Consider the following 14,923-nt stretch of genomic DNA (forward strand, 5'->3'; position numbering starts at 1 on the left):
CAAAGCTGGGCTTGCTGCGGATCTTTTCCAGCTTTTCCTGCCACCAGCGCTTCTGGTTCTGGTCAGTGGCATACATGTACTCGGCGCCGATGGAGCCGCAGTATGTTTCGCGCAGCGCGTTAATCAACTCGCGCAGGGGCATCGACTCTTTGCCAAAGAACGTGTTGCTGGTGTTGAACACAGTTTCCTGGTCAGCGTCGCTGAAGCCGTAAAACGATGGTTCCAGCTCAGGAATTGCAGGGCGCTCGGTGCGCTTCAGGGGGTCCAAATCCGCCCAGCGCTGGCCCACATTGCGATAGGCGGCAATCAGTTGCTGCACCGCAGTGCGCTTGCGGCCCAACTCCGAGTCAGCGCCCGTTGCCACAACCACCTTGGTGCCGCCCTGTTTTGCGCGTTCAGCAAACGCATTGATGACAGGAAGGTGGGGAACGTCTTTGGCATTGGAGCCATCGACTGCAGGCACATGCTGCAGTGCGTCGAAGTACTCGCGCCAGTTGTCTGGCACGCTGCCGGGGTTTTCGAGGTAGTTCTCGTACATCTCTTCGACATAGGGCGCATTGCCGCCGAAGAGGTAAGTGTTGCCTTGGTAGGCTTGATAGACGGACGTCGTATCGCTCATATTCCGCTGACCTCCGCTTTCCTTGGGAAAGCATTAGCTGGTTGAGAAACCTTCCGCGACACGGCTGAACCGGTTGGCGGATGCGACTGTGGCTAGGGAAGGGCCTTGGTACGGGCGCCATTGTGCCACCGAACGGGACTGCACCCAAACAGAGTGGTTTCGCACGCCCAACAAATCCGGCCCAAACTGAAGGCAATAACAAGTGCTCGCGTACATTTCCGGGTATTCCATTGCCAGGCGAAAACATGACATCTTCGACCCTTCAGAACAAAGCTTTCCTGCTCCTGCTGATCCTCGTGACCATCGCTTTCGGAGCCATCCTGTGGCAATTCCACGGCGCGGTGTTCTGGGGAATCATCCTTGCAATTCTCTTTGCACCTTTGCACCGCAAATTGCTCCGACGGATGCCAAAGCGCAGGAACATGGCAGCACTGTGCACATTGGGACTCTGCCTCGTGGTTGTCATCCTGCCCATGTCAGCCATCACTGTGTCGCTGATTCAAGAGGCAACAGTGATTTACGACCGGATCCGCTCAGGACAGCTGAACTTCGGCCTTTATCTGCAACAGGTGATCGCTGCACTGCCAGAGTGGGCAGCAAGCCTGCTGGATCGGCTGAACCTGACCACGATGGGCGAGCTGCAACAGAAGTTTTCATCTGTGGCGGTGCAAGCCAGCCAATTTGTGGCAACACAAGCCTTGAACATCGGCCAAAACACACTTCAGTTCGTCGTGAGCTTCGGCATCATGCTTTACCTGCTGTTTTTTCTGCTGCGCGACGGTTCGAGTCTCGCTCTGCGCATCGGCCAGGCGACACCCTTGGATGAACCGCACAAGCGACAACTGGTCAGCAAGTTCACCACAGTGATTCGCGCCACCGTCAAGGGCAACATCGTTGTCGCAGCATCACAGGGGGCCCTTGGCGGGATAATTTTCTGGATTCTGGGGATTCAAGGGCCCGTGCTCTGGGGGGTATTGATGGCTTTCCTGTCATTGCTTCCAGCCGTTGGGGCGGGGCTGATCTGGGTGCCTGTTGCCATCTATTTCCTAGCAACCGGCGCCGTGTGGCAAGGGGTGGTTCTGACCGCCTACGGCATCTTCGTAATCGGCCTGGTCGACAACGTGCTGCGCCCCATCCTAGTGGGCAAAGACACCAAGATGCCGGACTATGTTGTGCTGATATCCACCCTCGGGGGAATGTCCATGTTCGGGCTTACAGGTTTCGTCATTGGACCAGTGATCGCTGCACTATTCATGGCCTGTTGGGATCTTTTCGCACCCAGCCACATTGACGTCACCACCAGCTGAGTGAAATATAGGGCTGTTAAAGTGGCAAACAACCGCTGCTCGCGGCCCACGGCGAAACGGAACCAAAAAAACAAAGGCCTCCAGTAGGAGGCCTTTGAACTTTAGCGACTTGCGCTTTAAATAGGGTGGTAGGACGTACAAGATTCGAACTTGTGACCAACGGATTAAAAGTCCGCTGCTCTACCAACTGAGCTAACGTCCCAACCTGTTGCAACTATCTAGGCGGTAGCTGCAAAGCCTTGAATTATAGCGTCGTTTTTGGAGGCTTTTGGATACTTGTAGCAAGTTTGTCCAACACCCACCCTGCAGCACATTGTCCGAACGTTGCAGTGACCGCCACGACAGAACCATAGCCGTGACAGTTGAGCGAGCCATCGCCATCAACGCTGCATGAGGCATCGGGTGGCGCAACGGCCTCTCGGCTAAAGACACACGCCACACCGATGCTCTTGCCTTCGCGCGGTGCACGATGAAATTTGCGCAAGCGGTAGCGCACTTGCGCCAACAACGGGTCATGTGTGGTCTTAGACAAGTCATCAATATCGACTTTGTGTGCATGCCGCTTGCCCCCTGCCGCACCCACGGCGATATGGGCAACGCCTGCCTTCATCGCCCAGACCGCCAAAGCAGTTTTGGCCTTCACCTGGTCACATGCATCAATGAGCGCATCCACATGCCCCACCGGGAGCAGTCCAGGCCAATTTTCCGGCTCGACAAACTCGTCGATGCACTGCACGACACACCCCGGATGGATCTGGGCAATTCGGTCGCGCATAGCCAGAACTTTAGCTTGACCCACAGTGGACGACAGCGCATGAATCTGCCGATTGATATTGGACTCGGCGACATGATCAAGATCGATCAAAGTGATCCACCCCACCCCGCTTCGCGCTAATGCCTCTGCGGCCCAAGAACCCACGCCGCCAATACCAACGACCACCACATGCGCACTACGGATACGCGAAGCACCAGCAACTCCATACAGACGCTCCAAGCCGCCAAATCGGCGCTGAAGCGCCGTGTCTTCATCAGATTCGTTGATAGCGCCCAGAGGCAGTTCCTGCACGGCTGCCACGTTATTTCAACCGTGACAGGCGCTCCTTGGCAGCCATGGCTGCTTCGGACTGTGGATAGGCTCGCACGAGGTCTTCCAGCGTTTTACGTGCAGTACGGGTGTCCTTGAGCTCGATCTGGCAGTTGGCGATGGATAAAGCTGCTTCAGGTGCGCGCGCATGGGTAGGCGCTTCAGACAACATCAATTTGAAGTTGTTGATGGCCTCTTTGTAGTCGCGGGTAGCGTACTGCGCATTACCGAGCCAAAAACGTGCCGTTGGCGCGTATCCGCTGCGCGGGTATTGCCTTACAAAGGCTGCAAACGCAGCCCCCGCCTCGAGAAACTTGCCCGAACGGAACACTGTCAAAGCCGCTTCAAAGTCGCGCTTTTCAGCAGGGTCTGCCTGAAATTCTTGGCCGTCGAGCTTTACATTGACGGGCTCAAACTGGCGCAAACGCTCATCTACCCCTTGGGCAATGTCTTTTTGGCGGCGTTGCAAGTCGGCAGCATCTTTGAGCAACTGCTCGTTCTGGCCTCGCAGTTTTGCCTGATCAGCGCGAAGAGTTTCAATCTGATTCTGCAAATCCAGCAAGCTTCTGCGAAGCTGGCTGTTTTCCTCATTCAGCTTACGCAACTCTTCGGCAGATCTTTGTCCAGACTGCTGAAGGCCATCAACCCGCTGGCGCATTTCAATGATGGCACGCCGGGCTTCACCATCCTCGAACAACGCCGCGTGGCCGGACGGCGCTAACAGCACCGTCAGAGCCAGCACAGCGAAGGTTCTATGAAGATTGGGCGAGATTTGCTTTTGCATTAGCGGTACGAGAGTTCAGCGCGACGATTTTGCGAATGCACGTCTTCAGTGCCACCCTGGGCCGCCGGCTTTTCTTTACCAAAACTCACGGCTTCCATCTGGCTTTCTGGAACGCCCAGCAGGGCGAACGAGCGGCGCACGGCCTCTGCACGTTTTTGACCCAACGCGAGGTTGTACTCACGGCCGCCACGCTCATCGGTGTGGCCTTCGATCATCACCTTGCGGCCTTGGCCTGCCTTGATGAAGCGTGAATGGGCTTCGATCAATGACTGGAACTCGGACTTGATCACATAGCTGTCATAGTCAAAATAGACGATGCGGCTGACGCCTACGGGGCCCGCACCGTCGCGGCCAGACTGGTTCAAATCGACACCCCGGACTCCGCTTTCACCTGTGGTGCCAGAGTTTGCACCGCTGTTTGCGCCACCCATGGTCGATGTGGCTGTTTTGTCTTCTACCGGCACATCGTCCAACTTGACGCCAGAGCTGCATCCTGCAACGAGCGCTACGATAGTAAGGGCAAAGGTTATACGTTTGATCATCCAAAAATCTCCTGAAAACTTGATAACTGAATTAGTGTGAAAGTTCACTGCTTTTGAAACGGACCCCAGTCCGGTTCGCGAATGTCCCCCGCCTGCCCCGCAAGGCGGGCTTTTATTTTTCCGTCAAGGGTAGTCGTCATCAAAGACTCCCGACCTTGCTGTTGGGTGGCGTAAACGATGAGCTTGCTATTGGGAGCAAAACTGGGGTTCTCATCGGCAGCGCTGTCAGTCACTGCATTGACTGTTCCTGTCGAAAGGTCCATGACGTGCAACTTGAACGCTCCACCCACGCGCGAAATGTATGCAAGCCAGCGCCCGTCCGGACTGACGCTGGGCGAAATGTTGTAGCTGCCAGTGAAAGTGACACGCTCGGCGTTACCCCCGGAAGCACCGACCTTGTAGATCTGGGGCGCACCGCCCCGGTCACTGACGAAATAAATGAAACGACCATCACCAGAAAAAGAAGGCTCAGTGTCGATGCCAGCGCTCTGCATGAGTCGCCGCGGCTCTCCGCCGTTTGCATCAATCGTGTACAGCTGGGAACCCCCGTCGCGACTCAACGTCACCGCCAATGAGCGTCCATCTGGAGCCCAGGCCGGAGCACTGTTGGAGCCACGGAAGTTTGCAATCAGGCGCCTGCGTCCTGAGGCGACATCGTGAACGTATACCACGGGTTTGCGCGACTCAAAGGACACATACGCCAGTTGTCCGCCATTGGGTGACCAGGCTGGCGAAATGATGGGCTCGGGGCTCGACAATGCGGACTGGGCATTTTCACCATCGGAATCAGCCACCCAGAGGCTGTACCGCGACCCCGTTTTGGTCACATACGAAATACGCGTAGAAAATACGCCTCGCTCGCCCGTCAGCTTTTCATAGATGAAATCGGCGATGCGGTGGGACACAAGTCGAAGGTCGCCCTGAGTAACGACAAAACTTTGTCCACCCAGGTCCTGCCCCTTGACCACGTCCCAAAGCCTGAACCGGACATCGAACCGACCATCTGCCAAGCGCGTGACGCTGCCGGTAGCCAACGACTCCGCATTCCTTTGCTTCCACAGAGCCACGTCGGGCCGCGAGGTCTCATCCAGCGATGCGCCGGTCGCGTCAACGGCAGCAAATTGGCCGCTGCGTTCCAGGTCGGCCAGCACAATCGCAGAGATTTTTTGCGGCGACTGCGCTTCTGAACGGAACGAAGCAACCGCAATGGGCCGCTGGGTCAAGCCCACGCCCACCACCTCTACGCGGAACTGGGCCAGCGCTGGCAGGGAGGGGGTGGCAATCAGCGCGGCCAGCATGTGGCGGCGCAACGGATGCGGCGGGGCCGCGGAAATTGGGTTTTGGGAGTTGCGATCAGTGGTCATTGGCAGCCAGCATTCGCTGAACAGGGGCCGAAGGGCAAACCTGGATGTTACACACAGCAGAGAAGCCCCTGTGACAAACTGTGCGGGCAAAAGTTCGCAACCGTAAAATCGCGAACGCATGCAATCTACAGACACTGGCGCAACGCCTTCCCAAGAATCTCCCACCGCGCCCAGCCTGACCGCGCGCCTTAGGCGCCTGTCCGTGTACTTTGGCAATCAGCGCATGGCATGGACTGTGGCCGTAGTGGCCACTCTTGTCGGGGCGATCACAGAGCCACTTATCCCCGCACTGCTACAGCCGCTGCTGGACAAAGGTTTCACCCAGGGCACCCTGCAGCTTTGGATGGTGCCGGTGGCCATCCTCGGGGTTTTTCTTGTGCGGGGTGTTGCTCAGTTTGTCGGCCAATACGCGCTTGCACGCATAGCCAACGAGGGCATGCTGGCACTGCGGCAGGCACTTTTTGCGCGCGTACTGGCAGCAGAAATGGGGTTGTTTACACGCCAGTCTGCCAGTACCTTGTCGAACACCGTGGTGTACGAGGTTCAAACGGGCGCCACACTGCTTGTGCAAGCGCTGCTGGGGCTCTCGCGCGATGGTTTCACACTGGTGGCTCTGCTGGTCTACCTGCTTTACCTGAACTGGCAGCTCACCCTGATTGTTGCGGTGGTGGTGCCCGGGGTCGCCTGGATCATGAAAACGCTGTCGCGCCGCCTCTATCACCTGACCAAAAGCAGCCAGCAGGCCACGGATGAGCTGGCCTACGTGGTGGAAGAAAACGTGCTCGCGCATCGCATGGTGCGACTGCATGGTGCGCAGGCCGACCAAGCCAGCCGCTTTGCGGGCCTCAGCCAAAGTTTGCGGCGGCTTGCGATCAAATCCACCATTGCATCCGCTGCCATGACCCCGCTGACCCAACTGCTCGCCGCGGCGGCGTTGTCGGTCGTAATTTGCATCGCTCTGTGGCAAAGCCGTGGCGTTGTGGACACCAAAGATGTCACGGTCGGTGGCTTCGTGTCATTCATTACGGCCATGTTGATGCTCATCGCCCCCATACGGCGTCTGGCGGACGTGGCCAGCCCGATCACGCGCGGCGTGGCGGCACTGGAGCGGGGCCTGGGACTGCTTGGAGACACGGGGGCCGAAACCGGTGGCCAGCACCGCGTAGACCGCGCACAAGGCGCACTCACACTTGACAACGTGACGGTGTCGTTTGGACCCGATCACACGCCCGCGCTGGACCGAGTGAGCCTGCGGGTCGAGCCTGGCGAGATCGTTGCGTTGGTGGGCCCATCGGGTGCAGGCAAGACCACGCTAGTCAACCTTTTGCCGCGCTTTGCACTGCCTGCGTCTGGCCAGATTTTGGTAGACGGGCACGCCCTTCCCGAATGGGACCTGGGGTCGCTCCGATCACAGTTCGCCATGGTCAGCCAGGACGTGGTGATGTTCAATGACACCATTGCAGCCAACGTTGTACTCGGTCATGCAGTGGATGAAAAACGCGTACATGAATGCTTGGCAGCGGCAAATCTGGCAGAGCATGTGGCAGCACTTCCACAGGGCATTCACACGGTGGTGGGCCACAACGCCACACAGTTGTCTGGCGGGCAGCGCCAGCGCCTGGCGATTGCGCGTGCGCTGTACAAGGACGCTCCCATCCTGATTCTGGACGAGGCCACCTCGGCCCTGGACACCGAATCGGAGCGCCTGGTGCAGGAAGCGCTACAGCGGCTGATGCAGGGGCGTACCACGCTGGTGATTGCCCACCGCCTGTCTACCATTGAACACGCAAACCGTGTGGTGGTGATGGAACGGGGTCGTATTGCCGAACAAGGCACACACGATGAGTTGATGGCACGCGGCGGGCTTTATGCGCGCCTTCAAACACGTCCTGCAGCGGTTGATGAACGCTTGCCTACGAACCAAGCGGTTGTGCCACGCGGGCTTGCCTAACAAGCACGGTAACCCGAGCAAAGAGAGCAAAACACTTGCTTACCACTTGCCCCGGTTCGGTTGCCGCTTTCGGATAGCGGCTGCGATCTTCTCGGCAGAATCCGTGCGGCTCGCGCGCATGGCGAAGTCGGTGGCCGTGAGCCCCAACTGGTTCTTGAGCGTGGGGTCGGCACCCTCTTCCAGCAGCAATTGCACAGCCTCGGTCGAGCCGTAGTGTGCGGCCATCATGAGTGGTGTGGTTCCATTGGGAGACGCGGCATCGATGTAGGCGTGGCGCTCCAGCAGCAGCGAGATGATTTGCGCGTGCTGGGGTGACCCCGCCGATGCCGCGTAGTGCAGCGGTGCCCACCCGGTTTTGTTCACATCCGCATCGCGCGCAATCAGCGCCTTGACGGCATCGACGTTCCCCTTGAGGGCGGCCATCATCAACGGGCTTTCATCCTGCCCATTGCGCGCCTCCACATTGGTTTGCCGCGCGGCCATCAGTGCGTTGAATGCCTTGATTGAGCCGCCTTGCAACGCCAGCGTCAGCCCCACTTGTCCCTTGGGATCCCGTGTGTTCGGATCAAACCCACGGCGCAGCAACACCGTGATGGCATCACCGTCGTCACGCTGTATTGCGATAAAAAAGTCCTCGAAAGCGCCCGCTTGCGCAGGCACCGAAAAAACCCCGCAAGCTGCGAGCGCGAGGGCCGCCAACGTGGCGCGCCGATGCAAGGCCGTCATACCGCCACCCCCTTGAACAGAATGTTGAAATTGTGGCTGGTGGCCTCTGCGACTGATTCCAGTGCGATGCCTTTGGTTTCTGCCACCTGCCGGGCCACGTAGGGCACGTACGAAGGGTTGTTGGTTTTGCCCCGGTACGGTACCGGAGCGAGATAGGGGCTGTCGGTCTCGATAAGCATTCTGTCCAGCGGGACGAAGGCCACCACGTCGCGCAGCTCCTGCGCACTCTTGAAGGTCACAATGCCGGAGAACGAAATGTAGTACCCCAGATCCAGCGCCGCCCGCGCGACCTGCATGGACTCGGTGAAGCAGTGAAACACCCCCCCGGCCCGGTTGGCGACGCCATCTTCACCCTCCTCCCGCAAGATCGACAGCGTGTCTTCAGACGCGCTGCGGGTGTGAATGACCAACGGCTTCTCACACGCGCGGGCCGCGCGGATGTGGTTGCGAAAGCGGTCGCGCTGCCACTCCAGGTCGGCAATGCTGCGCCCGCCCTTGCGGTCCTCCATGCCGTAATAGTCCAACCCCGTTTCGCCGATGGCCACCACCCGGGGCAGGGCTGCACGGGTCAGCAAGTCCTGGACGGTGGGCTCGGTCACGCCTTCGTTATCCGGGTGAACCCCCACCGTGCTCCAGAAGTTGTCATGGGCCATGGCCAGGCCGTGGACGGACTCGAACTCTTCCAGCGTGGTGCATATGCACAAGGCCCGCGTCACTTGCGCCGCTTCCATGGCCTGGCGGATGGCAGGTAACTGGCTTACCAGCTCCGGAAAGTTGAGATGACAGTGCGAATCAGTAAACATGCAGTTTCAAAAAATAAAATGCCGACCAGCCTGCGCGGGTCGGCATGGACACCAGCCAGAAAGTCAGATCGTTTGGGTCGGGCGATCAGAGCCGAGGGCAGTGCCCAGCAACTCTTCGATCTTGAGCTTCAGCTGACGGGACTTTTCGTCCTTAGGGAATTGGATGCCAACACCTTGCGTGCGGTTGCCAGCGGCCCGGGCAGGCGTCACCCAAGCCACGCGGCCAGCTACGGGATAACGTTGCGTGTCGTCCGGCAAAGTCAGCAGCACATACACATCATCCCCCAGCTTGTAGTCCCGCTGGGTCGGGACAAAAATGCCCCCTTCAGCAAAAAAGGGAATGTAGGCCGCGTACAGGGCCCCCTTTTCCTTGATGGCCAGCTGCATGACGCTGGGGCGGGGCGCGGTGGATGGACTGCTCATGGGTGGGGTGTCTATGGCTTAGTGCTTGGAGTGTAGGGTGTTTCGCGCCTGAGCGACAAGCGCCTCCAGCATGAGTCCGGCGTTGAACGGGTGATCCGCCGTGCGCGCCGCCTTGGTCAAGGCGCGCGACCAACGCGTGAGCGCTCCCAGCGAAGGTGCTTTAGGCAGGTCTGCGGGCGCAAAGTAGCGCGGGGCAGCGCCGACATGGGCGGCCAGCAGGTCGTGGCATAGCTTTTGCAACGCATCTATGACCTGCGCTGGCGCCCAGTCGCCCAGCGCGGTCACATCACCGCGCGCCACGGCCTGCGGCAAGGCCGACCATGCCTGTGGACTGCGGCCGGAATGCGCCAGCGCCAGCGCGTCATCGGGCCGACCGCCGGCGGCACGTAAAAAAGACGTTGCTGCGTCACGCGCGATGCCTTGTGCCTGCATCCAGGCGAGCATCTCGCCGTCCACCGGCCAGACCATGGTGTGGCCCAGGCAGCGGCTGCGGATGGTGGGCAGCAACTGGTGGGCGGCTTCGCTGGCCAGCACAAACCGCACGTCCCCGGGCGGTTCTTCCAGTGTTTTGAGCAGCGCATTGGCCGTGATGTGGTTCATCTGCTCGGCCGGGTACACCAGAACGGCCTTGCCTCGCCCCCGCGCTGACGTGCGCTGAGAGAACTCGACCGCGTCGCGCATGGCCTCTACCCGGATCTCGCGGCTGGGCTTGCGCTTTTTGTCGTCAATGTCCGCCTGGGCCTTTTCCGACAGGGGCCAGCCCAGCGCCATCATCTGCACCTCGGGCATCAGCACGCACAGGTCGGCATGCGTGCGCACGTCGATGGCGTGGCAACTGCTGCACTGGCCACAGGCACCTTGGTCCGTCGGCGCATCACACAACCACGCGCGCACCAACTCCATCCCCAGGCGGTATTGCCCCAGTCCCGATGGCCCTTGCAATAACCAGGCGTGGCCGCGCTGGGCCAACAGGCTGGTGCGCTGCGCGGCAATCCATGGCGCAAGGGCAGCCGTAGCCGCAGTAAGCGCTGCATCGCTCATCGTGTCACCCCCTGGTTGGCAACCATGATGGCCAGCCAGCCTTTGCGCACAAAGACGCTGGTCAGCTGCTGCCACACGCGGTGCCGGTCCTGCGCTGCATCAAGGCGGGCAAAGCGATGGGGTGCAGCGGCTGCGCGGTCCGCATAACCTTGGGCCACACGGCGGAAAAACTCTATGGGCTGGGCCTCAAAGCGGTCGGGAACGCGCGCACCGGCTAGGCGCTCGGCGGCGACCTCGGGGGCCAGGTCAAACCACACCGTCAGGTCGGGCTCACGCATCAAATCAGGGTCTAGCGCTAGTCCCGTCTGCGCAAGACGCTCTAATGTTGATAGCACTCCAAGATCGAAGCCGCGCCCTGCCCCCTGGTACGCAAACGTGGCGTCAGTAAACCGGTCACACAGCACTACGTCGCCCCGCGCCAGGGCGGGCTCGATGACGTTGCGAAGGTGGTCGCGGCGTGCAGCAAAGATCAGCAGCGACTCGGTCAGCGCATCCATGGCGTCGTTCAACACCATGTCGCGCAGCTTTTCGGCCAGCGGTGTGCCACCGGGCTCGCGGCTCACGGTGACCGAACGGCCCTGGGCCCGAAAAGCCGCCGCCAGGCCGTCGATATGCGAGGACTTGCCTGCCCCGTCGATGCCTTCAAAGGTGATGAAAAGACCGGGTCGTGACATGAAAACCTTGGGTTGATCAAGCGGGGCCGCAGGCTTGCGCCGATCACTGGCCACGCTGGTAGCGGTTGACGGCGCGGTTGTGTTCGTCGAGCGACGCGCTGAAGTGACTGGTGCCGTCGCCCTTGGCCACAAAGTACAGGGCGCGCGTGGCTTCGGGCTGCACGGCCGCCAGCAGTGACGCCTTGCCCGGCATGGAAATCGGCGTGGGTGGCAGACCACCTCGGGTGTAGGTGTTCCACGGCGTGTCGGTCTGCAGGTCGCGCCGACGCAGGTTGCCGTCAAACTTTTCGCCGAGGCCATAGATGACCGTCGGGTCGGTCTGCAGCAACATTCCAATACGCAGGCGGTTGGCAAAAACACCGGCGATCTGTGCGCGATCGCTGGCGCGGCCGGTTTCCTTTTCGACGATGCTGGCCAATATCAAAGCATCGTCGGGCGACTTAAGCGGCGTGTCCGCTGCGCGCTGGGCCCAGGCGGCTTCCAGACGCCGGTCCATTGCGTGCATGGCGCGGCGCAACAGCGCGATGTCGCTGGAGCCTTTGGCATAGGTGTAGGTATCCGGGAAGAATCGCCCCTCCGGGTGCACGCCAGGCCGCCCCAGTTGGGCCATCAGCGCTTCATCGGTCAGGCTGGCAGAGTCGGGCTTGAGCTGGTCTTCCCGCGCCAGCGCCTGGCGCACCTGGCGCCAGTTCCAGCCTTCGACCAAGGTGATGGCGCGCAGGCTTTCTTCGCCGCGCACCAGTTTCTGCAGCAGGCTGTGGGGCGTGGTGCCAGGGGGAATTTCGTAGTTGCCCGCCTTGATGGCACGGTCCTGGCCAGAGAATCTAAACCATGCATAGAGCAGGCGCGCGTCGGTCTGCGCGCCCGCAGTCACCACGTCGCGGGCCACGCCACGGGGTGTGGTGCCAGGCTCAATGGCCAGCTCCAGCGCCTCACTGCCAGCCACCATGGGCTGGTGCAGCCACCAGAAAGCCGCACCACCCGACGCGATCACCGCCAACACGATCAGAACCAGTAAACGTCGCACAACCTTGCTGCCTTCATAGATGGGAGCGGGCATCATAATTCAGCGATGACTTACCCCTTGAACGGCATTGCCCCCCTGTCCCATCTCGGCGTGATTCGCGTGGAAGGCGAAGACGCCGCCAAGTTTCTAAACGGCCAGCTCACCCAGGATTTCGCCCTGCTGGGCTTCGATCAGGCCCGCCTCGCCGCATTTTTGTCGGCAAAAGGCCGCATGCAGGCGACTTTCCTCGGCTTCAAGCGGAGCGCCACCGAGGTGCTGCTCGTCTGCAGCTATGACCTGCTGGCCCCCACGCTCAAGCGCCTGTCAATGTTCGTGATGCGGGCGAAAGCGAAACTGACGGACGCCACGGGCGAGTTTGCCTTGTATGGCCTGGTCGGCGATACAGCGGCCACAGCAGCAGGCAGCAACCAGGCGACCTGGGCAAAGACGGACGTCGGCGCCGCAACGGTCGTTCATTTGTACCCCGCCGTCGGACAACCCCGCGCCCTGTGGGTGGCGCCGGTGGGCACGCCCTCCCCCCAAGGCTCCGCGCTGGACCCAGCACTGTGGCAATGGAGCGAGGTGCGCAGCGGTGTGGCCACGTTGACCACGCCGGTGTTCGAGGCATTTGTGCCGCAGATGCTCAACTACGAATCGGTGGGTGGGGTGAACTTCAAGAAGGGCTGCTATCCAGGCCAGGAGGTCGTGGCGCGCAGCCAGTTTCGTGGAACGCTCAAGCGCCGAGCCTATATTGCGCATGCGCCAGCGGATGTGGCTGTGGGATCAGAAGTGTTTGCAACCACCGACCTGGAACAGCCGTGTGGCACCGTGGTGCAAGTGGCAGCGGCTCCCGAAGGTGGCTTTGACGTCATCGTGTCGCTGCAAGTGGCCGCTGCGCAGGCGCAGGGCCTGCAGGTGGGTGCTCCAGACGGCGTGGCGTTGTCCCTGTTGCCCCTGCCCTACAGCCTGCTCGAAGACATCTGACTGAAGTCAAAATGAATTTTTAGCAAAAAATGGCTCTAGCGCTTAATGGTAAAGCGCTAGTAGCTCACATTTTTATAGCATATCACTGCAACTGCCGCACCATCGCAATGTGCGTAAGACCTGCCTCTTGCCACGGCTCGCCCACCACGGCAAACCCGGCTCGGCGATAAAACCCTTCGGCGCTGCGTTGCGCGTGCAGTTGCACCTCGCCGTCTCTCCGGTCGCGGGCGGCTTGCACCAATGCGTCCAGCACATGGCGCCCCCACTGCGCCCCGCGCACCGACCGGTCTACCGCCATGCGCCCGATGCGCCCCACGCGGGGCGCGGCCTGCAGCAGGCGCCCAGTGGCCACAGGCATACCCAGGCGGTTGTAGACCACCGCATGGCGCGCGGTGGCGTCCAGCGCATCGGCTTCGATCTCGGCCGGAATGCGTTGCTCATGGACAAACACCGCGGTGCGCAAACGCGCCGCATCCCGCCCCAACGCGTTCCAGTCGCCGGTCTTGACCTCGGCCATCTCGGCGCCCGCCTCGAAGGTTTCGAAGATCGCGCGCAGCGCAGGCGGCACCGGCCGCGAGGTTTGGGTGGCCGGGTCCGCAAACACATAGACCAACTCACCCGACACCAGCAACTGGTCGCCGCTGAAAATGCCTGCCTCGAACAAGCTGGACGAATTGCCCACGCGGGCGCAGCGCAGCCCCACGTCCAGCGTGTCATCGAGGCGCGCCGATGCGTGGTATTCGAGCGTGGCCTTCTTCACGTACATCTCGCCGCCCAGGGTCTGCATGCTGGCCTCGTAGGGCAAGGCCAGCCCGCGCCAGTAGTCAGACATGGCCGTGTCGATGTACATGAGGTAGTGCCCGTTGAACACGATTTTTTGCATGTCCACCTCGGCCCAGCGCACGCGCAGGCGGTGGAAACATCGGAAGTCACTGCGTTGCATTTTTTAAGTCACTCCATGGAAAAAGCCCGGCGCAGCGCACCAGCGGCGTCGGCATGGGCCTTGCGCGCTTCAGGAATAGCGCGGCCCATCTTGATGAATTCGTGGGTCACACCCCGGTAGATTTCCAGGTCCACCGGCACACCGGCCAAGCGCAGCTTGTCGGCATAGTCGATGCCTTCATCGACCAGTGGATCGCATTCGGCCAGCCCCACCCAGGCGGGAGCAACGCCATCGACATCGGGCGCGTGCAGCGGGGCAAAACGCCAGTCCTCGCGCTCTTCGCGGCTGTGCACGTAATTGCCGAAGAACCAGCTGATGGCGGGCTCCTCCAACACCAGGCCGCGCGCAAACGTGGCGTGCGACGGCGTGTCCTGGTGGGCTGCGCAGCCGGGGTAGATCAACAGTTGCAGCGCCAGCGGCAAGCCGGCGTCCCGCGCCAGGATGGCATTGACTGCAGCGAGCGTGCCGCCTGCACTGTCGCCACCCACAGCCAGGCGGGTGGGGTCTGCGCCGAAAGTGGCCGCATGGGTTGCAAGCCACTGCAGCGCATCCCAAGCGTCGTTAGTGGCGGTAGGAAAGCGGTGCTCGGGCGCCAGCCGGTAGTCCAGTGACACCACCATGCAGCCCGCCAGGCGCGCCAGTTCACGGCAGAGGATGTCGTGCGTGGCAATG

At 60.9% G+C, this 14,923-nt stretch carries 16 protein-coding genes and 1 tRNA gene; 3 read left to right on the plus strand and 14 right to left on the minus strand.

The features are described from left to right. On the minus strand, nt 1-619 hold a 619-nt coding region (locus ACK4OE_RS22495), incomplete at its 3' end, for a 2-oxoglutarate dehydrogenase E1 subunit family protein (protein ID WP_409888287.1). Nucleotides 620-864: 245 nt separating this feature from the next. Here ACK4OE_RS22495 and ACK4OE_RS22500 point away from each other — a divergent pair. Further along, nucleotides 865-1,926, plus strand: coding sequence for an AI-2E family transporter (locus ACK4OE_RS22500; RefSeq protein ID WP_409888289.1), 1,062 nt, complete (start codon nt 865-867; stop codon nt 1,924-1,926). 126 nt (nt 1,927-2,052) lie between these two features. Here the strand turns inward: ACK4OE_RS22500 and ACK4OE_RS22505 are convergent. The 5 genes from ACK4OE_RS22505 to tolB form a co-directional block, all read right to left on the minus strand. Beyond that, nucleotides 2,053-2,128, minus strand: a tRNA-Lys gene (locus tag ACK4OE_RS22505). A 42-nt stretch (nt 2,129-2,170) separates the two neighbouring features. Further along, nucleotides 2,171-3,001, minus strand: coding sequence for a ThiF family adenylyltransferase (locus ACK4OE_RS22510; RefSeq protein WP_409888291.1), 831 nt, complete (start codon nt 2,999-3,001; stop codon nt 2,171-2,173). Between the two features lies 1 nt (nt 3,002). Beyond that, complete coding sequence (ybgF, locus tag ACK4OE_RS22515; RefSeq protein ID WP_409888293.1) at nt 3,003-3,794, minus strand: tol-pal system protein YbgF; 792 nt, start codon at nt 3,792-3,794, stop codon at nt 3,003-3,005. Next, the gene (gene pal, locus ACK4OE_RS22520; RefSeq protein WP_409888295.1) at nt 3,794-4,336 is read right to left on the minus strand and encodes a peptidoglycan-associated lipoprotein Pal; all 543 of its coding nucleotides are present in this window, start codon (nt 4,334-4,336) and stop codon (nt 3,794-3,796) included. The genes ybgF and pal overlap by 1 nt, the downstream gene beginning before the upstream one ends. 44 nt (nt 4,337-4,380) lie before the next feature. After that, nucleotides 4,381-5,700, minus strand: a complete 1,320-nt coding sequence (gene tolB, locus ACK4OE_RS22525) for a Tol-Pal system beta propeller repeat protein TolB (protein ID WP_409888297.1) — start codon at nt 5,698-5,700, stop codon at nt 4,381-4,383. A gap of 118 nt (nt 5,701-5,818) precedes the next feature. On the opposite strand from tolB, the gene msbA reads away from it, so the two are divergent. Beyond that, complete coding sequence (gene msbA / locus ACK4OE_RS22530; RefSeq protein ID WP_409888299.1) at nt 5,819-7,651, plus strand: lipid A export permease/ATP-binding protein MsbA; 1,833 nt, start codon at nt 5,819-5,821, stop codon at nt 7,649-7,651. A gap of 39 nt (nt 7,652-7,690) precedes the next feature. On the opposite strand, the gene ACK4OE_RS22535 is transcribed toward msbA, so the two are convergent. The 6 genes from ACK4OE_RS22535 to mltG form a co-directional block, all read right to left on the minus strand. Further along, entirely contained in the window at nt 7,691-8,377 is a 687-nt protein-coding gene (locus ACK4OE_RS22535; protein WP_409888301.1) for an ankyrin repeat domain-containing protein, read from the minus strand. Next, nucleotides 8,374-9,180, minus strand: a complete 807-nt coding sequence (locus ACK4OE_RS22540) for a TatD family hydrolase (protein ID WP_409888303.1) — start codon at nt 9,178-9,180, stop codon at nt 8,374-8,376. Before ACK4OE_RS22540 ends, ACK4OE_RS22535 begins: the two co-directional genes overlap by 4 nt. A 63-nt stretch (nt 9,181-9,243) precedes the next feature. Further along, complete coding sequence (locus tag ACK4OE_RS22545; protein WP_409888306.1) at nt 9,244-9,603, minus strand: PilZ domain-containing protein; 360 nt, start codon at nt 9,601-9,603, stop codon at nt 9,244-9,246. 18 nt (nt 9,604-9,621) lie between these two features. Continuing rightward, a complete protein-coding gene (locus ACK4OE_RS22550; protein ID WP_409888307.1) occupies nt 9,622-10,644 on the minus strand; it encodes a DNA polymerase III subunit delta' in 1,023 nt (340 codons plus the stop codon). Next, complete coding sequence (gene tmk / locus ACK4OE_RS22555) at nt 10,641-11,318, minus strand: dTMP kinase (protein WP_409888309.1); 678 nt, start codon at nt 11,316-11,318, stop codon at nt 10,641-10,643. Before tmk ends, ACK4OE_RS22550 begins: the two co-directional genes overlap by 4 nt. Nucleotides 11,319-11,361: 43 nt before the next feature. Next, on the minus strand, nt 11,362-12,378 hold the full coding sequence (gene mltG, locus ACK4OE_RS22560) for an endolytic transglycosylase MltG (RefSeq protein ID WP_409888311.1): 1,017 nt from the start codon (nt 12,376-12,378) through the stop codon (nt 11,362-11,364). A gap of 12 nt (nt 12,379-12,390) precedes the next feature. Here mltG and ACK4OE_RS22565 point away from each other — a divergent pair, with 12 nt between their 5' ends. Further along, nucleotides 12,391-13,308 (plus strand): YgfZ/GcvT domain-containing protein, encoded by a 918-nt coding sequence (locus tag ACK4OE_RS22565; protein WP_409888313.1) that lies wholly within the window; start codon nt 12,391-12,393, stop codon nt 13,306-13,308. Between the two features lie 82 nt (nt 13,309-13,390). On the opposite strand, the gene ACK4OE_RS22570 is transcribed toward ACK4OE_RS22565, so the two are convergent. Both ACK4OE_RS22570 and ACK4OE_RS22575 read right to left on the minus strand, forming a co-directional pair. After that, nucleotides 13,391-14,251 carry a YbgC/FadM family acyl-CoA thioesterase gene (locus ACK4OE_RS22570; protein ID WP_409888315.1) on the minus strand — a complete coding sequence of 287 codons (861 nt, stop codon included), beginning with the start codon at nt 14,249-14,251 and terminating at the stop codon, nt 13,391-13,393. Nucleotides 14,252-14,259: 8 nt separating this feature from the next. After that, nucleotides 14,260-14,923: alpha/beta hydrolase (locus ACK4OE_RS22575; protein WP_409888317.1), on the minus strand; the 664-nt coding region annotated here is incomplete at its 5' end.

Origin of the sequence: Acidovorax sp., from assembly GCF_046314175.1 — a bacterium.
In the GTDB taxonomy this organism is placed as follows: domain Bacteria; phylum Pseudomonadota; class Gammaproteobacteria; order Burkholderiales; family Burkholderiaceae_C; genus Acidovorax.

Coding starts and splice junctions, on each gene's coding strand:
- pal (WP_409888295.1), bottom strand. CDS start 4,336: ATGATCAAACGTATAACCTTTGCCCTTACTATCGTAGCGCTCGTTGCA.
- ACK4OE_RS22570 (WP_409888315.1), bottom strand. CDS start 14,251: ATGCAACGCAGTGACTTCCGATGTTTCCACCGCCTGCGCGTGCGCTGG.
- ACK4OE_RS22540 (WP_409888303.1), bottom strand. CDS start 9,180: ATGTTTACTGATTCGCACTGTCATCTCAACTTTCCGGAGCTGGTAAGC.
- ACK4OE_RS22535 (WP_409888301.1), bottom strand. CDS start 8,377: ATGACGGCCTTGCATCGGCGCGCCACGTTGGCGGCCCTCGCGCTCGCA.
- tolB (WP_409888297.1), bottom strand. CDS start 5,700: ATGACCACTGATCGCAACTCCCAAAACCCAATTTCCGCGGCCCCGCCG.
- tmk (WP_409888309.1), bottom strand. CDS start 11,318: ATGTCACGACCCGGTCTTTTCATCACCTTTGAAGGCATCGACGGGGCA.
- ACK4OE_RS22550 (WP_409888307.1), bottom strand. CDS start 10,644: ATGAGCGATGCAGCGCTTACTGCGGCTACGGCTGCCCTTGCGCCATGG.
- ACK4OE_RS22545 (WP_409888306.1), bottom strand. CDS start 9,603: ATGAGCAGTCCATCCACCGCGCCCCGCCCCAGCGTCATGCAGCTGGCC.
- ACK4OE_RS22565 (WP_409888313.1), top strand. CDS start 12,391: ATGACTTACCCCTTGAACGGCATTGCCCCCCTGTCCCATCTCGGCGTG.
- msbA (WP_409888299.1), top strand. CDS start 5,819: ATGCAATCTACAGACACTGGCGCAACGCCTTCCCAAGAATCTCCCACC.
- ybgF (WP_409888293.1), bottom strand. CDS start 3,794: ATGCAAAAGCAAATCTCGCCCAATCTTCATAGAACCTTCGCTGTGCTG.
- ACK4OE_RS22500 (WP_409888289.1), top strand. CDS start 865: ATGACATCTTCGACCCTTCAGAACAAAGCTTTCCTGCTCCTGCTGATC.
- mltG (WP_409888311.1), bottom strand. CDS start 12,378: ATGCCCGCTCCCATCTATGAAGGCAGCAAGGTTGTGCGACGTTTACTG.